The sequence below is a fragment of the Coleofasciculus sp. E2-BRE-01 genome (assembly GCF_040221695.1).
Taxonomy (GTDB): Bacteria; Cyanobacteriota; Cyanobacteriia; order Cyanobacteriales; family Coleofasciculaceae; genus Coleofasciculus.
On the sequence record NZ_JAVKEA010000245.1, the window covers coordinates 23,809 to 41,585 of the forward strand.

At 45.6% G+C, this 17,777-nt stretch carries 17 protein-coding genes; 11 read left to right on the forward strand and 6 right to left on the reverse strand.

Features of this window, described 5'->3' with window-relative positions:
- Window positions 1–278: 278 nt before the first annotated feature.
- The gene (locus RIG66_RS33280; RefSeq protein ID WP_446384309.1) at window positions 279–1,010 is read right to left on the reverse strand and encodes a rhomboid family intramembrane serine protease; all 732 of its coding nucleotides are present in this window, start codon (window positions 1,008–1,010) and stop codon (window positions 279–281) included.
- 218 nt (window positions 1,011–1,228) lie between these two features.
- The gene (locus RIG66_RS33285; protein WP_446384311.1) at window positions 1,229–1,924 is read right to left on the reverse strand and encodes a rhomboid family intramembrane serine protease; all 696 of its coding nucleotides are present in this window, start codon (window positions 1,922–1,924) and stop codon (window positions 1,229–1,231) included.
- Window positions 1,925–2,215: 291 nt separating this feature from the next.
- Between RIG66_RS33285 and RIG66_RS33290 the strand changes: the two genes are divergently transcribed.
- From RIG66_RS33290 to RIG66_RS33325, 8 genes are all read left to right on the forward strand, one after another.
- On the forward strand, window positions 2,216–3,469 hold the full coding sequence (locus RIG66_RS33290; protein ID WP_446384313.1) for an ATP-grasp domain-containing protein: 1,254 nt from the start codon (window positions 2,216–2,218) through the stop codon (window positions 3,467–3,469).
- 265 nt (window positions 3,470–3,734) lie between these two features.
- Entirely contained in the window at window positions 3,735–4,628 is an 894-nt protein-coding gene (locus RIG66_RS33295) for a hypothetical protein (protein WP_446384315.1), read from the forward strand.
- Between the two features lie 116 nt (window positions 4,629–4,744).
- Complete coding sequence (locus RIG66_RS33300) at window positions 4,745–5,638, forward strand: succinate--CoA ligase subunit alpha (protein ID WP_446384342.1); 894 nt, start codon at window positions 4,745–4,747, stop codon at window positions 5,636–5,638.
- Window positions 5,639–6,508: 870 nt separating this feature from the next.
- Window positions 6,509–7,528, forward strand: coding sequence for an aldo/keto reductase (locus RIG66_RS33305; RefSeq protein WP_446384317.1), 1,020 nt, complete (start codon window positions 6,509–6,511; stop codon window positions 7,526–7,528).
- An 80-nt stretch (window positions 7,529–7,608) separates the two neighbouring features.
- On the forward strand, window positions 7,609–8,751 hold the full coding sequence (ribD, locus tag RIG66_RS33310) for a bifunctional diaminohydroxyphosphoribosylaminopyrimidine deaminase/5-amino-6-(5-phosphoribosylamino)uracil reductase RibD (protein WP_446384318.1): 1,143 nt from the start codon (window positions 7,609–7,611) through the stop codon (window positions 8,749–8,751).
- A gap of 197 nt (window positions 8,752–8,948) precedes the next feature.
- Complete coding sequence (locus RIG66_RS33315; RefSeq protein ID WP_446384320.1) at window positions 8,949–9,575, forward strand: hypothetical protein; 627 nt, start codon at window positions 8,949–8,951, stop codon at window positions 9,573–9,575.
- 279 nt (window positions 9,576–9,854) lie between these two features.
- Window positions 9,855–10,142: a BrnT family toxin gene (locus tag RIG66_RS33320; protein ID WP_446384322.1), complete on the forward strand. Its 288-nt coding sequence runs from the start codon at window positions 9,855–9,857 to the stop codon at window positions 10,140–10,142.
- Window positions 10,120–10,350 (forward strand): hypothetical protein, encoded by a 231-nt coding sequence (locus tag RIG66_RS33325; protein ID WP_446384324.1) that lies wholly within the window; start codon window positions 10,120–10,122, stop codon window positions 10,348–10,350. Before RIG66_RS33320 ends, RIG66_RS33325 begins: the two co-directional genes overlap by 23 nt.
- Here the strand turns inward: RIG66_RS33325 and RIG66_RS33330 are convergent.
- Window positions 10,334–10,573, reverse strand: a complete 240-nt coding sequence (locus RIG66_RS33330; RefSeq protein WP_446384326.1) for a UPF0175 family protein — start codon at window positions 10,571–10,573, stop codon at window positions 10,334–10,336. The two genes, RIG66_RS33325 and RIG66_RS33330, sit on opposite strands and share 17 nt — an antisense overlap.
- A 239-nt stretch (window positions 10,574–10,812) precedes the next feature.
- Window positions 10,813–13,395 carry a glycogen/starch/alpha-glucan phosphorylase gene (locus RIG66_RS33335; protein WP_446384328.1) on the reverse strand — a complete coding sequence of 861 codons (2,583 nt, stop codon included), beginning with the start codon at window positions 13,393–13,395 and terminating at the stop codon, window positions 10,813–10,815.
- Window positions 13,396–13,463: 68 nt separating this feature from the next.
- On the opposite strand from RIG66_RS33335, the gene RIG66_RS33340 reads away from it, so the two are divergent.
- The gene (locus RIG66_RS33340; RefSeq protein ID WP_446384330.1) at window positions 13,464–13,619 is read left to right on the forward strand and encodes a hypothetical protein; all 156 of its coding nucleotides are present in this window, start codon (window positions 13,464–13,466) and stop codon (window positions 13,617–13,619) included.
- Between the two features lie 513 nt (window positions 13,620–14,132).
- Complete coding sequence (locus tag RIG66_RS33345; RefSeq protein WP_446384332.1) at window positions 14,133–14,336, forward strand: hypothetical protein; 204 nt, start codon at window positions 14,133–14,135, stop codon at window positions 14,334–14,336.
- Between the two features lie 26 nt (window positions 14,337–14,362).
- On the opposite strand, the gene RIG66_RS33350 is transcribed toward RIG66_RS33345, so the two are convergent.
- The gene (locus RIG66_RS33350; RefSeq protein WP_446384334.1) at window positions 14,363–14,749 is read right to left on the reverse strand and encodes a PEP-CTERM sorting domain-containing protein; all 387 of its coding nucleotides are present in this window, start codon (window positions 14,747–14,749) and stop codon (window positions 14,363–14,365) included.
- 228 nt (window positions 14,750–14,977) lie between these two features.
- On the reverse strand, window positions 14,978–15,157 hold the full coding sequence (locus tag RIG66_RS33355; RefSeq protein ID WP_446384336.1) for a trypsin-like serine protease: 180 nt from the start codon (window positions 15,155–15,157) through the stop codon (window positions 14,978–14,980).
- Between the two features lie 356 nt (window positions 15,158–15,513).
- Between RIG66_RS33355 and RIG66_RS33360 the strand changes: the two genes are divergently transcribed.
- On the forward strand, window positions 15,514–17,777 hold a 2,264-nt coding region (locus tag RIG66_RS33360; RefSeq protein ID WP_446384338.1), incomplete at its 3' end, for a two-partner secretion domain-containing protein.

Here is a 17,777-nt window from a genome sequence, read left to right on the forward strand (position 1 = left end):
AGGAAAGCACATAACTCTCAATAAACACGTTCTAAGCTGATGTGTATAGCGCTACGCGCTAGGCAAGCCAATGTAGAGACGTGCCATGGCACGTCTGGGAGCTGGGGGAGCAAGGGTACATTTTTCCTGAGCAAGGTGATGCCATGCTTATGAATAATACTACCCGATTTCCTTGAATCAAACCCTCTGTCAATAAAGCTCAAAGTATTGATGGGTTTTGCGATTTTGGCTTTGTGCAGAAAGCCCTATTTTATTTTAGTTATCTCAACGTTCAAGATTCAAGAAAGATCCTGAGAATCCCAAAATGATGGTTTCGTATCCTCAGCGAATAATCCTAACAAAGGACCCAGAATAGCGCCAAAGATAAACCCGCCAGCGTGCGCCCAGTAAGCGATACCCCCATTTTCCATCCCCACATTGGCTGGGGCTTCTAACATGGCTAACCCATTAAACGCTTGCTGTAAAAACCAAAATCCCAGGAAAAATACAGATGGTAATCTTAACGTAGTAAAAAAGAAGCCTAGGGGAATTAATGTAACCACTTTAGCATTGGGAAACTTAAGAATATAAGCACCCATCACACCCGCGATCGCACCACTGGCACCTAGAGAGGGAATCCCCGATTGGGCGGAGAAAAACCACTGGGCTAAACTGGCTAATACGCCACAGGTTAGATAAAATATCACAAACTTGAACCGACCCAGTTCTTCTTCAATATTATTGCCAAAAATCCAGAGAAATAACATATTGAATCCCACATGGGTAAACCCCGCATGGAGGAACTGCGCTGTGATTAACGTCAGCGGTTCAGGTATCGGCTGATGCACGGTAATGCCGTTAAAACTGGCTGTCAGTTCTTTCGGGACAACAGCAAATAGATGGAAAAATATATCCAGTTGTTGAGAATTTAAGGTTAGCTCGAAAATAAAAATTAAGACATTAATTGCAATTAATGTATAAGTGATGTATGGTGTAATTTTAATTGGATTTTCATCCCGCAATGGAACCACAAGCCTCTTTCTCCCTGATAAATTAACAATTAATTATTTAAGTAGGTTGATGGATACAAACCTAATTATATCAACTTATGGAAATAGTCTTCACACCTTTAGGTAAGATTTAGCTTGCTTCTCGAAGAGCAACTATGACCAATGACCAATGACGAATGACGAATGACAAATGACAAATGACAAATGACCAATGACAAATGACCAATGACCAATGACAATTAATCTTCAGACAATAATCCAAATAAAGGACCCAGGATGGCTCCGAACACAAAACCGCCAGCATGTGCCCAATAAGCAATTCCTCCAGTTTCCGTTCCCACATCCGTTTGCACGCTGACACTCGCCACGCCACTAAACGCTTGTTGGACAAACCATAATCCTAAGTATAAAACAGCAGGTAATCGAATGGTGGTCACGAAATACCCTAAAAAGATTAAGGTATTGATTTGAGCCGTAGGAAACCTGAGAATATAAGCACCCATAACTCCCGCGATCGCACCACTCGCTCCTAGGGATGGAATCCCGGATTGCATAGAGAAAAACCACTGAGATAGAGCGGCAAGTATACCACAAGCAATGTAAAAGATGAAGTACTTAATATGACCCAGACGGTCTTCAATATTGTTGCCAAAAATCCATAAAAATAACATATTGCCGCCAATATGCAAGAACCCTCCATGAAGAAACTGAGAACTGATCAAGGTAAACCATTCTGGCACGGGTTGATTGACTGAAATCCCCTCAAAGCTAGCGCTTAACTCTTTGGGGACAACCGCATACAGGTGGAAAAATGCATTAAGCTGGGGCGGTGTTAAAAGTAATTGATGGATAAAAACCGCAATATTTGCAGCAATGAGCGCGTAGGTTACATAAGGAGTAATGCGCGTGGGATTATCATCACTAATGGGGAACACAGTATGAATTATAAATTAGGAAATCTAAAAGGCAGTAGTTGAGTAAAATTATACCAATTGCATTTTCAGCGGCTATGCCCGACTGTCCATTCCTACGATACCCTACAGGAGGATTAGTTGAGCAAAACTGATAAGAACACTTTATCATATTAATTGGCAATCTCAATCACTTCAGACAGATTGAGCAACCATCAGGGTGAATGAGTGGCTGTTAGAGTCAGGTTTTTGTAACGTTAAAGGCTAAGAGTTCTTACCCTTTAAGAAGACCCCCTTAGCTGAATATCTAAATTCATGGACTTACTAGAGTACCAAGCCAAATCCTTATTCCGCGAGATCGGCATTCCCGTCTTGCCCTCTCAATGCATCGACCATCCCAGAGATCTCAAGCAGTTAGACATTCCCTATCCTGTGGTTCTCAAATCCCAAGTCCCCAAAGGCGGACGGGGTAGAGCGGGTGGTATCCGGACAGTAGAAAATACAATTGACGCGATCGCCACCGCACGGGCTATTTTTAATCTATCCATTCTCGGCAAGTATCCCAACGTGCTGCTAGCGGAATCCCATTATGATGCTGAACAAGAATTCTATCTAGCGGTTATCCTGGACTACACCTTAAGACGCCCCGTCTTGTTAGGTTCCTGCCAAGGGGGTATCCATGTAGAAAACGTCATGGCACAGATGCAGCGAGTGGTAGTAGAGGAAGATTTCTCTCCCTTTTACGCCCGACGTCTAGCCTTCAAAATGGGACTTCAAGGTCATCTGATTGAATCAGTCAGCGATATTGTCCAGAAAATGTATCAACTTCTGATCCAAAAAGACCTGGATTTAGTGGAGATTAATCCCCTTGGCGTCAGTGCTAGCCATGAAGTCATGGCGCTAGATGGTAAAATTGCGGTCAATGATCACGCTTTGGGACGCCAATCCGAGTTAGCAAACCTCGCATCAAGCCTCACCCACACTCCCCCACCCACCGATCAGCCAACGGATCTACAATGGACAGATAGTCAAGGAAATATTGGTATTCTATGTAACAGTCCTTGTCTTGCTGCCGCCACATTGGATTTAGTGTACAAAGCCAAAGGTAAGCCAGCAAACTGTTTAATTGTAGACGGTTATGCCAGTTGGGATGTACCGTCCGCCGCCTCTCCCGTCCAACAGTTACAAAATGCCTTGCAGCAATTGACGGACACTCAAAACATCCAAGTTGTCTTAGTGAATATTTTGAGCAACGAAGCAGCTAGTGAAGCTGTGGCTGAGGTAATTGCCAGTTATCTACTATCGAAAGATGAAAATAACTCTGGAGTCAGTGCCGTAGATCCCGCCAAAACACCAACGACAGGAAAATTGCACTCCCGTGACTCACGCAATCGTCGCCGCCGCCATCTCACGTCGAAATCTTTATCTAGGACAGAGTTACCTCACCTAGTCATTCGCTTAGCTAACGGCAAAATAGACACTATCCAAGACCGTTTAGCGGCACTCCCTGTACACTGGATGGGTAACTTGGATCAGGCAGTGGCACAAGCGATTTCTCTGGCAAGCTGAAAGAGTTGTGAGTGTGTAGGGGCGGGTTTCACTATTATCGTTTTTTTCCGCCCCGATGTGACTCAACCCACCCTGACTGAATTGGGAATGCGATCGTTGTGCAACATAAGACTTAGCTTGCTAGGAGAGAAGTGAGTGTGACGAATGACAAATGACGAATAACCAGTACTTATCGGTATCCTATCAGGAAGCAAGCTGAGAACCCCCGTGTTTTAACCGGGGGATGAAATTAACTATAATAGACAACATAGGGAGGTGATAAAAATTGTACCGAACCATTCCGATTAGAGCTAAGTTTACGGAAGAAGAAAAAGCGTACTGGATAGACCAATGCCAGAACGCGAATAGTCTAATTAATTGTGCAATTTATTACACCATCCAGAATCATTATCAGTGGAGGGAAAAGCAACCCAACGCTTTTTCTGTATATTGGCGCAATAATGATGAGTTGCGCTGCGGGTGGAAGCTGTACAAGTGTTGTACAACTTACCCAGAGTTAGACAAAGCGCTTAAACTTAACCTGCATTACAAAGCACTAGCCGCTCAATCTGCACAGCAAACATTAAAGTCTGTAGGTGAATCAATAAAAAGTTACAACAGCTTGGTTGACGCCTATTACCAAGGTGATGTTAATCGTCCATCATTGCCTCGGTACAGGAAAAAAGGTGGCTTGGCTGCGGTGACTTTTCCCAGGCAGGCTTTAACTGACAAAGATGGGTGTTTTCGTCCATCTATCAGCAAGGAAACTAAGCCTGAACTCATCACTCAGATTGAGTTACCATTACCAGAGTTTATTGATTCAGATTGGGTTAAAGAGGTGACGATTCGCCCAAGTCTAGGTGAGTTTTGGATTGACTGGGTAATAGATGATGGAAAGCAACCCATTAAGGTTAATCCCAACCTAGATTACTCTCAAGCTTATGGATTTGACCACGGTGGCACTAATTGGTTAACCGGGGCATCTGGTAGTCAGCTAATTAACGCTGATTGCAATGGGGCGGCAAATATACTCAAGAAAGTAGCCACACAGCTAGGGGTAGACCTAGCCAAGGTGGGTAGAGGCAGCTTGACACTGCCAAAACGGTATGACTTGTTTTCTAACCTGAAACGATCATACCGTGAGAAATGCGAAGCGCTACGCTTTCAAGCTAGCGCGTAGTATCCGCTCTCCAATCCACTCTCTTTTAAGGAGTGGAGATGTCAAAGTTAACCCCTTGCGCCAAACCTTTACTGATATTGTTGATCGCATCTACTACATTGCTGCATCCAACGCCTATGAAATTCACACCAGACATGAAAATCCTGGTTCAGGGCATCACCCAACCCATCGGTTCCTATTATGCCGCCCGCATGAAAGCTTATGGCACAAATCTAGTGGCTGGGGTTAGTGCAGGTCAGGGAGGACAGACGTTGCATGGGATTCCCGTCTTTGACCTCGTAGAAGAGGCGTTATCCGAAGTTGGATATTGCGACGCCACGATTATTTTTGCCGAATCCTACAGCGCCTTGGATGCAGCGTTAGAAGCGATAGACGCTGGCTTGTCACCCATTATTCTAGTGACGGGTGGTATTCCACCTCTAGATATGATTCACTTGCTAGCCAAAGCCCAAGCCAGGGAAACCCTGATTGTGGGACCGAGTAGTTCTGGGATTATTGTGCCAGGAAAACTGTTACTGGGGACTCAGGAGTGTGAATTTTATACGCCCGGTACAATTGGTGTGATTAGCCGAGTCAGTACTCTCACTTATGAAGTGGCTTTAGGGTTAACCCAAGCTAAACTGGGACAATCCATTGCTGTGAATCTCGGTAGTGAAGCCATTATCGCCTCGTCATTTCGTCAGTGGCTGGAGATTGTAGCTCAGGATAAACGGACAGAAGCGATTGTCTTAGTGGATCAAACGGGGGGCGATAGTGAAGATGAAACCGCAGAGTTTATTGCCCAAGCCATAGAGAAACCCGTTATTGCTTATGTTGCTGGACAATATACCCCTGAAGATAAACAAGTCGGGGATACCAGTGCCATTATCGCGGCTCAGTTATCAGGACCGATCGCGAATACGACAACGGCTCAACATAAGGTGGCGGCGTTCAAACAGACAAATATACCTGTAGCTGAGTATCCGTCACGAATTCCTGACTTGGTGAAAAAGGCGCTCAAATACCATTAAAGGGAGCTGGGGAAGCTGGGGGAGCTGGGGGAGTTGGGGGAGCTGGGGGAGTTGGGGGAGTTGGGGGAGCTGGGGGATAAAAATCTAAATTAGAGTTCGCCGCCAGCCGTATTGGAACAGAACTTCACCCAAAAAAATCAAATAGGGGGTGACACCCCCCACCCCCACAGTGCTATACTGTGTTATGTAGATGCACCCTGATGATCGGGAGAGTCGCCTAATTTTAGGGCTCTCCTTTTTTATTTGTATGAATGTCGCCGTCTCATATCATGTCCTGACGATTGCCCATAATTGCAATGCCGTAATAACAAGGGTTTCAGGCGTTTTTATTCGGGGTGTTTGACCGGACATGATATCACATACCGCTTGGCCCAACTGATTTAAATAGGGGGTGACACCCCTCACCCCCAAAATGCTATACTATGTTAAGTAGATGCACCCTGATAATCGAGAGAGCCAATCGTAGGCTCTTTTTTTTTCTCTTCTTCAAGATTAATTGGTCAACTCGGCAACGTAAATAGGGGTGAAACCCCTCAACTAAACGGTCATGCATCCAAGCCACACTTGATCGGTGACCCCTGCTTTTGGGAAAATAAGCGACGGTGGCATCATAAAACAGTAGCCTGTACTATCATATTTTGCTGTATAGTGCGCCTATCTATCATAGCCATAGTTATTCGGAAGCAAGCATTACCCTGTTAAGTAGGTTGGTGGAAATAAACCCAACACGATTAATTTCTGCAAATAGACCTTAAACCCTGACGAATGACGTAGCTTGCTTCTCGCTTGCGCGAGTATGACGAATGACGAATGACGAATGACGATCAGAGCCGTTAACTTTAATTATCCCCACCTACTTCCCTCCTAACCATGACTTTACCTGAATCCAGCCGATTGCAATTGACCCCAGATTTGAACATCTGTCGCCTCTTAAATGGCTTATGGCAAGTATCTGGCGCTCATGGACGCATTGATCCCAAAAAAGCCATCCCCAGTATGTTTGATTACCTGGATGCTGGCTTTACCACCTGGGATCTCGCCGATCATTACGGACCGGCGGAAGATTTTATTGGCGAATTTAGGCGTCAACTGGTGGCGACTCGTGGTGAGGAAGCGTTAGCGAACATCCAAGCGTTTACCAAATGGGTACCCCGCCCAGGTCGGATGACTCGACAATGGGTGGAGAAAAATATCGATCGCTCTCGCCAACGGATGGGAATGGATTGCCTGGACTTGCTGCAATTCCACTGGTGGGACTACCGCGATCGCAACTATCTGGATGCCCTCAAGCAGATGGCACAACTGCAAGGGTCAGGGAAAATCAAACACCTGGCGTTAACCAACTTTGATACCGAACACCTAAAAATTATCATCGACGCCGATATCAACATCCTCTCCAATCAAGTCCAGTATTCCCTGATTGACCGCCGTCCTCAAGTCAACATGGCAGCATTTTGTCAAGACCATGACATTAAACTGTTTACGTATGGCACAGTCTGCGGCGGCTTGTTATCAGAAAAGTATTTAGGACAACCTGAACCGGGTGGGGCAGAACTGTCTACGGCTAGCTTGAGAAAATACAAGAACATGATTGATGGGTGGGGCGGTTGGAGTTTATTTCAAGAATTGCTCACCGTACTTCAGGACATAGCCACTCGCCATAACGTGAGTATCCCCAACGTAGCCGTGCGGTATATCCTCGATCAGCCAGCCGTAGCTGGTGTGATTGTTGGTGCGAGGTTAGGCATATCGGAACATATAGACGATAATGCCAGAGTATTTACCATGACTCTCGATGCCAAGGATAAGGAGAAGATTGAAGCGGTATTGGTCAAGTCTTATGATTTGTATCAAATCATTGGTGATTGTGGCGACGAATATCGACGATAAGCCAGAAAAGACAGTCCTGAATCCCTGATCCGGGGGGAGTATATTCTAAACTCAAGAATAACCAGAAAAACAGCAGACCGATGGAACACTCTCCCGTTGACGCCCAACCTGATGCTCAATCGGTGTCATCGGCGTCTTCTCATTGGACGCCATTTGATCGCACGATGATGCAACGGTGCATCGAACTAGCCCGCCGTGCTCTCGGACGAACTAGCCCTAATCCTTTAGTGGGTGCTGTCATTGTCCGGGATGGAGCGATCGTGGGAGAGGGATTTCATCCAGGCGCAGGTCAACCCCACGCAGAAATTTTTGCTCTCCGTCAAGCGGGTGACAAGTCTCAGGGAGCGACTATTTATGTCAACCTAGAGCCTTGTAATCACTATGGACGAACACCCCCCTGCACCGAAGCCTTAATTGCCGCCGGAGTCGCCAAGGTTGTCGTCGGTATGGTTGATCCCAATCCTCTCGTGGCAGGTGGTGGAATTGAGCGGCTCAAAAAGGCTGGGATTGAGGTTGTCGTGGGTGTGGAAACGGAGGCTTGTCGCCAGCTTAATGAAGCCTTTATTCATCGCATCCTGCATAAGCGTCCTTGGGGAATGTTGAAATATGCCATGACACTAGACGGCAAAATTGCCACCGCCAGTGGTCACAGTGCCTGGGTGACGGGTCAAGAGGCGCGGCGGTATGTACATCAACTGCGGACGGCTTGTGATGCCGTTATTGTAGGCGGTAATACTGTGCGTCTGGATAACCCTCATCTCACCAGTCACGATACCGATACCCACAATCCGTTGCGAGTGGTCATGAGTCGCACCCTAGACTTGCCCATCGATGCCCGTTTATGGGAAACCGCTGATGCTCCCACGTTAGTTTTGACCGAGATCGGAGCCAATCCGGATTTACAGCACCAGCTAGTGAACAAGGGAGTAGAAGTGATTGAAATGACGCCTCTGACACCCGCCAAGGCAATGGCGTATCTGTACGACCGACAGCTTTCAACGGTGTTATGGGAATGTGGTGGCACTTTGGCAGCCAGAGCGATCGCGGATGGCACAGTCCAAAAAGTACTGGCATTTATTGCTCCGAAAATTGTCGGTGGTATAACAGCGCCCTCACCTGTTGGGGATTTAGGACTAGCAAGGATGACAGACGCCCTGACGCTTGAACAAGTCAGTTGGCGTCAGCTTGGATCAGATTATGTTGTGGAAGGCTATGTGTCATGAATTTATAAATTATGAATTATGAATTATGAATAACCGAAAAAGAGGTTTAAGTTTTACAGGTTGTAAGAACGGGTTTCACGATTATCGTTTCTTGCTACCCGAATGCCGCTAAACCCGCCCTGACTCAGTGCTGGCTTGGAGAGAAGCGAGTATAACAAATGACAAATGACAAATGACGAATGACGAATGACTAAAAAATGCTTGAAGTGACCATTTTCAGCGTGTTAGTCGGCAATCTGGGTTGGCAGTCAGTGATTGTCAGTACATGGCTGCGCTGGCGACAGATGATCGGGAGTCATCATTATCAGGAGGAGGAAGAGGAGATTGTGATGGGTTTTGAGGCAAAAGAAGACTCAGCGTTATTACAGCAGCGACAAGCTAACGGCACGATTGACCGTATGAGCCATCCAGAACAACCTTCAGTAGACCCGCAACTGGTTGGCTGGGAATTCAAAATTGTGCGATCGCACCGCGACTTATTTCATAAACCTGCTGTGTTTCAACAACTGTGTGAAGAAGAAGCCTTGGCGGGTTGGATTCTACTGGAAAAACTTGATGATCGGCGCGTCCGATTTAAGCGACTGATTGCGTTACGGAATATCATTGATCCCCAACAGCTACCGTTTGATCCCTACCGTTGTTATTATGGGTCATCATGGACTGCCCGAAGCTGGTTGGGTCTAGTCGCCGTACTGATCGCGATCGCAATTCCTGCCTATCTGAGTTATAGCCTCGTTTCAAACCTGCTACACGACTCTCCAGAGGCTTCACCCCCGTCTCCTTACAAAGATATACCAGCCCAAGATTTCCCACCCGCGCCTTAAGTGAAAAGTCAAAATTGGATATTTGAAGCATCTAGAATAGTAGACAAAGCGTGACTAAGGCTAGGAGAGTGGGCAAGGTGAGTTCACAAGGGAAATGGATCTGCGATGGTGAACCGAAAAATAACGATAAGTCTTATGTGGGTACAGGTTCGCTTACTGGAGGTCATAATTGTCAATGATGATGGCATGGGAAAAACCGTTTCTTTGGCAGCGGTATCAGTTTGATCCGGTACAGTAAATAAATATTAATTTTCTCGTCACTTAGCCTCAAATCGGTGCATGAATCTACAATTTGAGTGGGATAACCAAAAAGCTAGCCTGAATTTCAAAAAACACGGTGTCAGTTTTGAAGAAGCTCAAGCCGTTTTCAATGATCTAATGGCTTACATTTTTGAGGATGAATTGCACTCTGTTGGTGAGCGACGAGAAATCATCATTGGACACCAAAATAATCGACTTTTGTTGGTTTCCTTTACTGAGAGAAGACGAAACATTATCCGTATTATCAGCGCACGTCTAGCAACTAAAAAGGAACGCAAGGATTATGAACAATTCACAGGCTTCTGAATTTCCTAACAATATAGATGACGAGATGCTTCCAGAATATGACTTTGACTATAGCAAAGCTAGCCCGAATCGTTTTGTTACTCAAACTGATGACTCTCCGGTAACAGTTACCCTGGCTCCAGATGTGGCTAAGGTTTTTAAGACATCGGAAGCCGTTAATCATGCCCTGAGAGCCTTACTTTCTGCAATGTCTAAGGTAACAAAATAATTGTTTTCAGATCTTCTTTGAAATCCGCAACATCGTAGTGAACACAGATATCCCGACTGGCAATCAAATGCTGGAACTGGATTAGATTCATCCCCAGTAACCGACTGGCTTTGCCAATGCTGATTTTTTTCTGCTGGAAAAGCATTAGCACAATTTCTTGAATCAACTCGGCTTCTGAGAGTCGTGAGGCTTTAACGATTTCATCAGGAATGGTAACGCTCATGCTTATACCTCGCATCTATATAAATAATCAACACCTATAATTCCCCTGGTTTGGGCGAGTTCCCAGTTCTCCATGAGATCGCACGTTCTTAACATCTAAATTGCCATTGGTAGGGGCACGATACCATCGTGCCCTGTTAAGGTGCGTTACTTCATCTTGAGTAACGCTGAGAGGGGTTTGGTTTCCAAACCCCTACGTTGATAATTAACGTGATGCACCTTAATTAATCACAACTTGACTTAAATATGAAGGGGTGGCTTGGTCACCTTTAACCCGGCTTCCGCTTGCACGTATTCCTCAATGTCAATCGAGATTGGTTCAACATTCCAGATATCTTGACAATATTCCCGGATTGTGCGATCAGAAGAAAACTTACCTGTGCGAGCTGTATTCAGAATGGACATGCGAATCCAATTCTCTTGGTCACGATAGGCGTGACTGACACGATCTTGGCAATCGATATAAGATTGATAGTCGGCAAACAACAGGTACTCGTCTTTGTAGAGGAGTGAATCCACAATTGGCTTAAACAAGTCTGGCTGCTCAGGACAGAAATCACCCGAAGCCATGCGATCAATCACTTCTTTTAATTGGGCATTGCTATGGTAGTAATCCATCGGGTTGTAGCCCCTGGATTTTAAGTCATAGACCTCTTGTGCGGTTAAACCAAATAAGAAGAAGTTGTCAGCCCCCACAGCTTCCCGAATCTCAATATTTGCTCCATCTAGAGTGCCAATGGTTAGCGATCCATTCAGGGCAAACTTCATATTGCCTGTGCCGGAAGCTTCCTTACCTGCCATGGAAATTTGCTCGGAAAGATTTGCCGCCGGATAAATTTTCTGACCCAAGGAGACCGAAAATCCTTCCATAAATACCACTTTAATCCGACCCGCGACATCGGGGTCGTTGTTGACCACTTTAGCCACAGCATTGATCAATCGGATCACCAACTTCGCCATATAGTAGCCTGGAGCCGCCTTGCCTGCAAAAATGAAGGTTCGGGGCAGAATTTCGATGCCTGGATTGCGCTTGATCCGGTTGTAGAGGGTAATGATATACAAGACATCGAGTAACTGACGCTTGTATTCATGTAATCGCTTCACCTGGACATCAAACAAGGAATTGGGATCGACTTCTACGTCATTAAACAGTAGAATATAGTCCACCAATTCTTGCTTATGCTGCTGCTTAATCGTGGCAAACCGTTGACGAAATTCCGGATCATCGGCAAATGCTTCCAGTTTTTGCAAGTCTTGCAAATGAGTCACCCAACTATCACCAATTTTTTCCGTAATCAAGTCAGAAAGTTGGGGATTACTCAGCAATAGCCAGCGACGTGGGGTAATGCCATTAGTTTTGTTGTTGAATCGTTCGGGGAACATTTCATAGAAATCGTGCAGCACTCGCTGCTTGAGCAATTCCGTATGAAGTGCGGCTACGCCGTTAATGCTATGGCTACCGATACACGCTAGGTGTGCCATGCGGACAAATTTTTCGCCACCTTCCTCAATCAGGGACATGCGTTCCAATCGCTCCCCATCACCGGGATATTTCACTTTGACCTGTTCCAGGAAGCGATGGTTAATTTCGTAGATAATTTCCAGATGTCGCGGCAGTAAACGCTCGAATAAGCTGACGGGCCAACGCTCTAGGGCTTCGGCGAGAAGGGTATGGTTGGTATAGCCAAAGGTGTGCTTGGTGATGTACCAGGCTCGGTTCCATCCCAATTGATATTTATCCACCAACAGCCGCATTAATTCGGCAATTCCAATTGAGGGATGGGTGTCATTGAGTTGGATGGCGATTTTTTCGTGGAACTGGTCAAAGTTCCGGTGTGTGCGGCGGTAGGTGTTGATGATGTCTTGGAGTGAACAGCTCACGAAGAAATATTGCTGTTCTAAGCGCAGTTGTTGACCTTGAGAGGTATTATCGTTGGGATACAGGACTTTTGAGATATTCTCGGAGAATATCTTGTCTGTCACCGCACCCGAATAGTCTCCACTGTCAAACACTTGGAAGTTGAACTCTTCAGAGGCACCGGCTCGCCACAGACGTAGACTATTGACGGTGTTGTTATGGTATCCCGGTACAGGGGTATCGTAGGGGGTTCCTAAGACTTTGCGATCGGGAACCCAACGCACCCGATACTGACCCTTCTCATCATGATACCCTTCGGTATGTCCGCCAAAGTTGACGACAACGGTTAACTCGGGACGGCGGATTTCCCAAGGGTTGCCGAAACGCAGCCATTTATCAGGATGTTCGACTTGAGCGCCTTCTTCAATGCGCTGATCGAAGATGCCAAATTCATAGCGAATTCCATAGCCAACGGCAGGAATTTCTAAGGTGGCGAGGGAATCCAAAAAACAGGCGGCTAAACGTCCTAACCCGCCATTCCCCAGTCCGGGTTCGGGTTCGAGTGCCATTAAGTCATCCAGCTTTAATCCGGATTCTTCTAAGGCTTGACAAACTCGGTCGTACATATTCAGGTTGAGCAAGTTATTGCTTAACTGACGACCCATTAAAAACTCTGCTGAGAGATAATAAACGGACTTGACCTCTTTTTGCAGGTAGGTTGTCGCGGTATTAATCCACCGATGCAGTAAGCGATCGCGTACTGTGTAAGCCAGAGCCATGTAGTAATCATAGGGGGTAGCTAAGAACTCGTTCTTGCCCTGGATATAGTACAAGTTATCGGCAAAGGCACGTTTTAGCGTCTCCACCGTCATCCCGGTGCGATCGTCTTCTACTTGAATTTCCGGGAGGCAGACATTCGACTGGATGGGTTGATCGCTATTGGGTTCAAAAACTTGGTTATTCATAGACCGGTTGTTACTGATGACACGATTTACTATCGTTCCCCCTGCTACTCTAGTCTCTAAAATTGGCGATGCCAAGGTATCAGACGTTGGGGTTTGCTTTCGCTCTATCCGTCAGCTTAACCGCACCAGACCGCGATCCGGAACGTCTGTGTAAAAATCTGTTATGCCTTGGCGCGAAGACTTTGGTGCAGTCTTTTCCACCTCAGGTGCGATCGCCCTCGTAAACTGCTCGGTATAGTCTCTCCTAACCAAAAATTGATGTAATCCCCTTTTTAGCTGGGATACTTTTTCCTTCTACCCCTTCTGTCCTAGAGCATTACCGAATTACTGTTCTCCCCGTCTTCTGTCTTGGGATAGATGAAGGATCACCTTTTTGGAGACTTCTACTAGCGCCGCTTCCTACCCAACTTCTATTTTGTATTGATGGTTACCAAAACTATTTGTTAAATTTCTGGATTTTAGGCTGATTTTATATCAAAAGATACTTTATGAGGCTAGGGAATTGCTATACCATTCATTCTAGCTGATCAGTCTAGCTGTCAAATCATAATCATTTACTGAACTATCCTTCAGTAACATTCGCTACTTATACTTCCCGGTTATGACTTTGTACAGACGTTCCACCAAAGCGTCTCTACTGACTGATGACTTGTCTTAGTGGATGACTTGTCTTAGTTATCGATTCGCGGCTCTGTGGTTAGCAACTGTTTATTTATGAAATCAGGAGATAGGCAATTATGGGAATCAAAACTTGTCTGTGTTGTGGTCATCCCCTCTTACGCCACGTAAGACGACAAGGTATTTATTGGTTTTGCACCGTTTGCCATCAGGAGATGATTCCCCTGAAGCCGAGCCAGTCATCTATTCGTGTCGATACTCTACAGCTTATGCCAAACAGTCAGATTTTGCGATCGCGTCCCCTAGAAACTGTTCAATCTTAGCTTGTCGTATGTCCTCAACCGACTGATCAAAGGCTCACCTTTTTCTTTTTGGTTAGCCATAATCCTGTAGCCAATGTCATCAGTCCAGCTAAACTTCTGGGTTCGGGTACGGACACTGGATCACTTGGGCTATCGTCACCAATACTATCATCTGGGTGATCAGGAATCTCGTCATCTGGAGTATCGTCAATTGGATCATCGGCAACATCATCACCGCTAGGTAAGTTTTCATCAATGTCATCCCCTGGATTGTCCACAACTGGAGGCGTAGGAGGCTGCCAACTGCTTAGAATATCGTCGATCCAATTCGTGTAAGATGACGCACGGGTATCCAAAGCAAACTCGCCAAAGGAAGAATTGAGGGCATCGTCAATATCAGAGGAAATACCATCAAGGTAATAAACTCGTAACATAAAGGAAGTTACTCCTGCGATCGCGCCATCAATGAATGTGGGACTTCCGGAATCCCCTGATGCTGCACTTACTTCATTTAGCCCTAACCCTAAGTCAGCATAATCATCGCCAATATCTGGGGCAATATCAGTTAACTCTAAAATAGCAACATCATAACCATTAAATAAATCACCCGTCCAACTATCATGAACAAAAATATCAGCAATGGAGAGGTTGACATCACCTGTTCATAACTCAAACGTGGCTGTTCCATCCCAAACCTTTAAATTACCAGAATCATCAGTGAGACAATGAGCAGCCGTGAGAATATGAGCGCCCGTTCCTAATAGTCCACCTGTACAATAACTTCCCCAAAAACCACCTAAAGAAAGTTGAGCAACGCCATCATAGCCAGTTCCGGGAGACATAAGATAGTCATCGGGATTGCCTGTTGTCGTGTAGAGAGGCTGAACGTGAATTGAGGTATTGTTGAAATTCGCGGCTTTAGCGGGTTCGGTGATAACTAAAGGAGTGAGTCAACTTACTACAGAGAGAAGAGTTATAGACTTGAAGTTAGACAAAGTGAAAGTCAGGGTTACAGTGAAATGAAAGAGTCACGATTGAACGATTCACTGTCATCTGTCTCTGAGAGATTGACCCTTATGCACTTTTTTCAGAGTTGTAACGTTTATTCATAACCTGGATGAAATTTTTCCTAACATGCATAAGTTTCCACTGCTGAGCGATATATACTAGGAAAGTAGGGTTTGGGTTCAAATTGGTGATGACTCAAAGCTGGAAAAATTGGTGGTGGACATTCGCCGGAATTGTTGGAATTGGCGGCGTTTTCGCGTTCTGTGGTGCTGATGCTGTGGCTCAGATTACACCAGATACTACTCTAGGAACTGAAAATTCCGTGGTGACGCCAAATGTGGATATCCAGGGACTTCCGGCGGATTTAATTGAAGGCGGGGCGACACGGGGCGCGGCGTTGTTTCACAGTTTCTCCGAGTTTAATGTTGGCGAGGGATTGCGGGTTTATTTCGCGAATCCGGTGGGGATTGAAACGATTTTTAGTCGGGTGACGGGGAGTGATGTCTCCGATATTTTGGGAACGTTGGGGGTAGATGGGGGCGCCAGTTTATTTTTGTTGAATCCCAATGGGATTATTTTTGGGGAGAATGCGCGGTTGGATATCGCGGGTTCGTTTGTGGCGTCTACGGCGAATTCTGTGGTGTTTGAAAATGGGGTGGAGTTTAGCGCCACGAATCCAGAAGCACCGCCAATATTAACGATTAATTTAACACCGGGATTGCAGTATGGGTCGAATTCAAACGGAAAGATTGCCAATGCTGGGAATTTAGAAGTAGGGCAAGATTTGACCTTGGCGGCGGATAATCTGGATTTACAAGGTCAATTAGAGGCTGGGGAAAATTTAACGCTTACGGCTAAAGATACGGTAACGATACGGGATAGTATAGCGAATCCCTTTATTGCCACGGCTGGAGAACAGTTGCTGGTTCAAGGAAATCAAACGATAGATATTTTTGCCTTGAATCATCCCGATAGTGGCTTGTTTTCCGGTGGGAATATGGTGTTGCGAAGTGCCAACACTGTAGGAGGCGATGCTCACTATTGGAGTGGGGGAAGTTTTGCGATTGAGCAGTTAGATGGGAGTTTGGGGGGGTTATCTAGTCCCAATGATCCCGTAATTCGCGCCAATGGAGATGTCGCTTTGAATTTTTACCAAGGAGCATCTCTACACATCCTTGCTGGAGGTAGTGTCACCATTCCTGGCTTAATTTGGATTCAAGGTGCAGACCCTGTTAATGGAATTGTTGAGGAAGTTACTTTATCGGATGGAACATCAGTATCAATTAATGGTCGCACTCAACCGACTCTCGACATCCGAGCCGGAACAACAGCATTCGGGACTCCATTTTTTAATACAGGTGAACCAACAAGTGCAGATATTAGAGTTGGCACAATATTGTTTGCTGATGCGGCATCTGATCCTATGAACGGACTGATTCTACCTCTATCAGGAACGGTTCTATTAAGTAATCAATACCAGCCCAATCCCTCACTTAATGGTGATATTCAAATTGTAGCCACACAGGGAGGGGTATTGACGGGTGTGGCAATAGGAAATAGTAGTTTTGAGGGCGGTGGCGATATCTTTCTTGATGCTCGCAACATGATTACACTCAATGGTCTAGTTTCTGCCTCTTCTTTTGGATTCGCTAATGCTCTGGGTCAGGGCGGTGATGTTAACTTTATAGCCCAAAATGACATCATTTTCATGCCTAACTCTAGTATCGATAATTCTGGTTTATTGGCAGGTGATGTCTCCCTTCAAAGTCAAGGAAATATCTCTCTTTATCGCAGTGGTATTGTCAGTAACAACTTTGGGACAATACCTGGATTGAAGGGAGGCAATATTAATCTTACAGCTCGGTCGCTTTCCTTAACTAATGGCGCTCAACTCAATACCAGCACTTTTGGAAGAGCCGATGCCGGAAATGTGACGATTAATGTCTCAGATGCCATAACTATGGCTGGATTTGGAGGAGGATTATTTACCGGAATTCTGAGCAATGTCGAATCCGGTGCAAATGCTAATGGAGGAAATATAAATATTGTAGCTGGGTCACTGTCTATTCTTGATGGCGCTCAAGTACAAACCCTCGTTCGTCAAGCTACTGGTACCGTCCCTGCCGGACAAGGCAATGCTGGCAACATCAATATTAATGTTCGGGATGATTTTACCCTTGATGGTGTCAATCAGTTTTTCGTGCCAAGTACAGTTACTAGCGGTTTAGATTTTAGAGCTACAGGCAGAGGCGGAAATATTGATATTGAAGCGGGTTCGTTATCTATCACCAATGGGGCTCAGTTAACTGCTAGCACCTTTGGACTTGGAGATGCGGGCAACATAGATATTAATGTATCGAATAATCTCACTGTAGCTGGAGTGAATGCCGGGTTTTCTAGTCGAGTCACCAGCAATGTTGAAGCGGGAGGAGTTGGCAACGGTGGCGATATCAA

Bases quoted from the DNA above. Each gene is read 5' to 3' on its own strand.
- RIG66_RS33325 (WP_446384324.1), top strand. From the start codon at position 10,120: ATGAACAATTCACAGGCTTCTGAATTTCCTAACAATATAGATGACGAG.
- RIG66_RS33340 (WP_446384330.1), top strand. From the start codon at position 13,464: ATGCCAAGGTATCAGACGTTGGGGTTTGCTTTCGCTCTATCCGTCAGC.
- RIG66_RS33350 (WP_446384334.1), bottom strand. From the start codon at position 14,749: ATGTTACGAGTTTATTACCTTGATGGTATTTCCTCTGATATTGACGAT.
- RIG66_RS33320 (WP_446384322.1), top strand. From the start codon at position 9,855: ATGAATCTACAATTTGAGTGGGATAACCAAAAAGCTAGCCTGAATTTC.
- RIG66_RS33290 (WP_446384313.1), top strand. From the start codon at position 2,216: ATGGACTTACTAGAGTACCAAGCCAAATCCTTATTCCGCGAGATCGGC.
- ribD (WP_446384318.1), top strand. From the start codon at position 7,609: ATGGAACACTCTCCCGTTGACGCCCAACCTGATGCTCAATCGGTGTCA.
- RIG66_RS33345 (WP_446384332.1), top strand. From the start codon at position 14,133: ATGGGAATCAAAACTTGTCTGTGTTGTGGTCATCCCCTCTTACGCCAC.
- RIG66_RS33300 (WP_446384342.1), top strand. From the start codon at position 4,745: ATGAAATTCACACCAGACATGAAAATCCTGGTTCAGGGCATCACCCAA.
- RIG66_RS33315 (WP_446384320.1), top strand. From the start codon at position 8,949: ATGCTTGAAGTGACCATTTTCAGCGTGTTAGTCGGCAATCTGGGTTGG.
- RIG66_RS33355 (WP_446384336.1), bottom strand. From the start codon at position 15,157: ATGTCTCCCGGAACTGGCTATGATGGCGTTGCTCAACTTTCTTTAGGT.
- RIG66_RS33335 (WP_446384328.1), bottom strand. From the start codon at position 13,395: ATGAATAACCAAGTTTTTGAACCCAATAGCGATCAACCCATCCAGTCG.
- RIG66_RS33330 (WP_446384326.1), bottom strand. From the start codon at position 10,573: ATGAGCGTTACCATTCCTGATGAAATCGTTAAAGCCTCACGACTCTCA.
- RIG66_RS33305 (WP_446384317.1), top strand. From the start codon at position 6,509: ATGACTTTACCTGAATCCAGCCGATTGCAATTGACCCCAGATTTGAAC.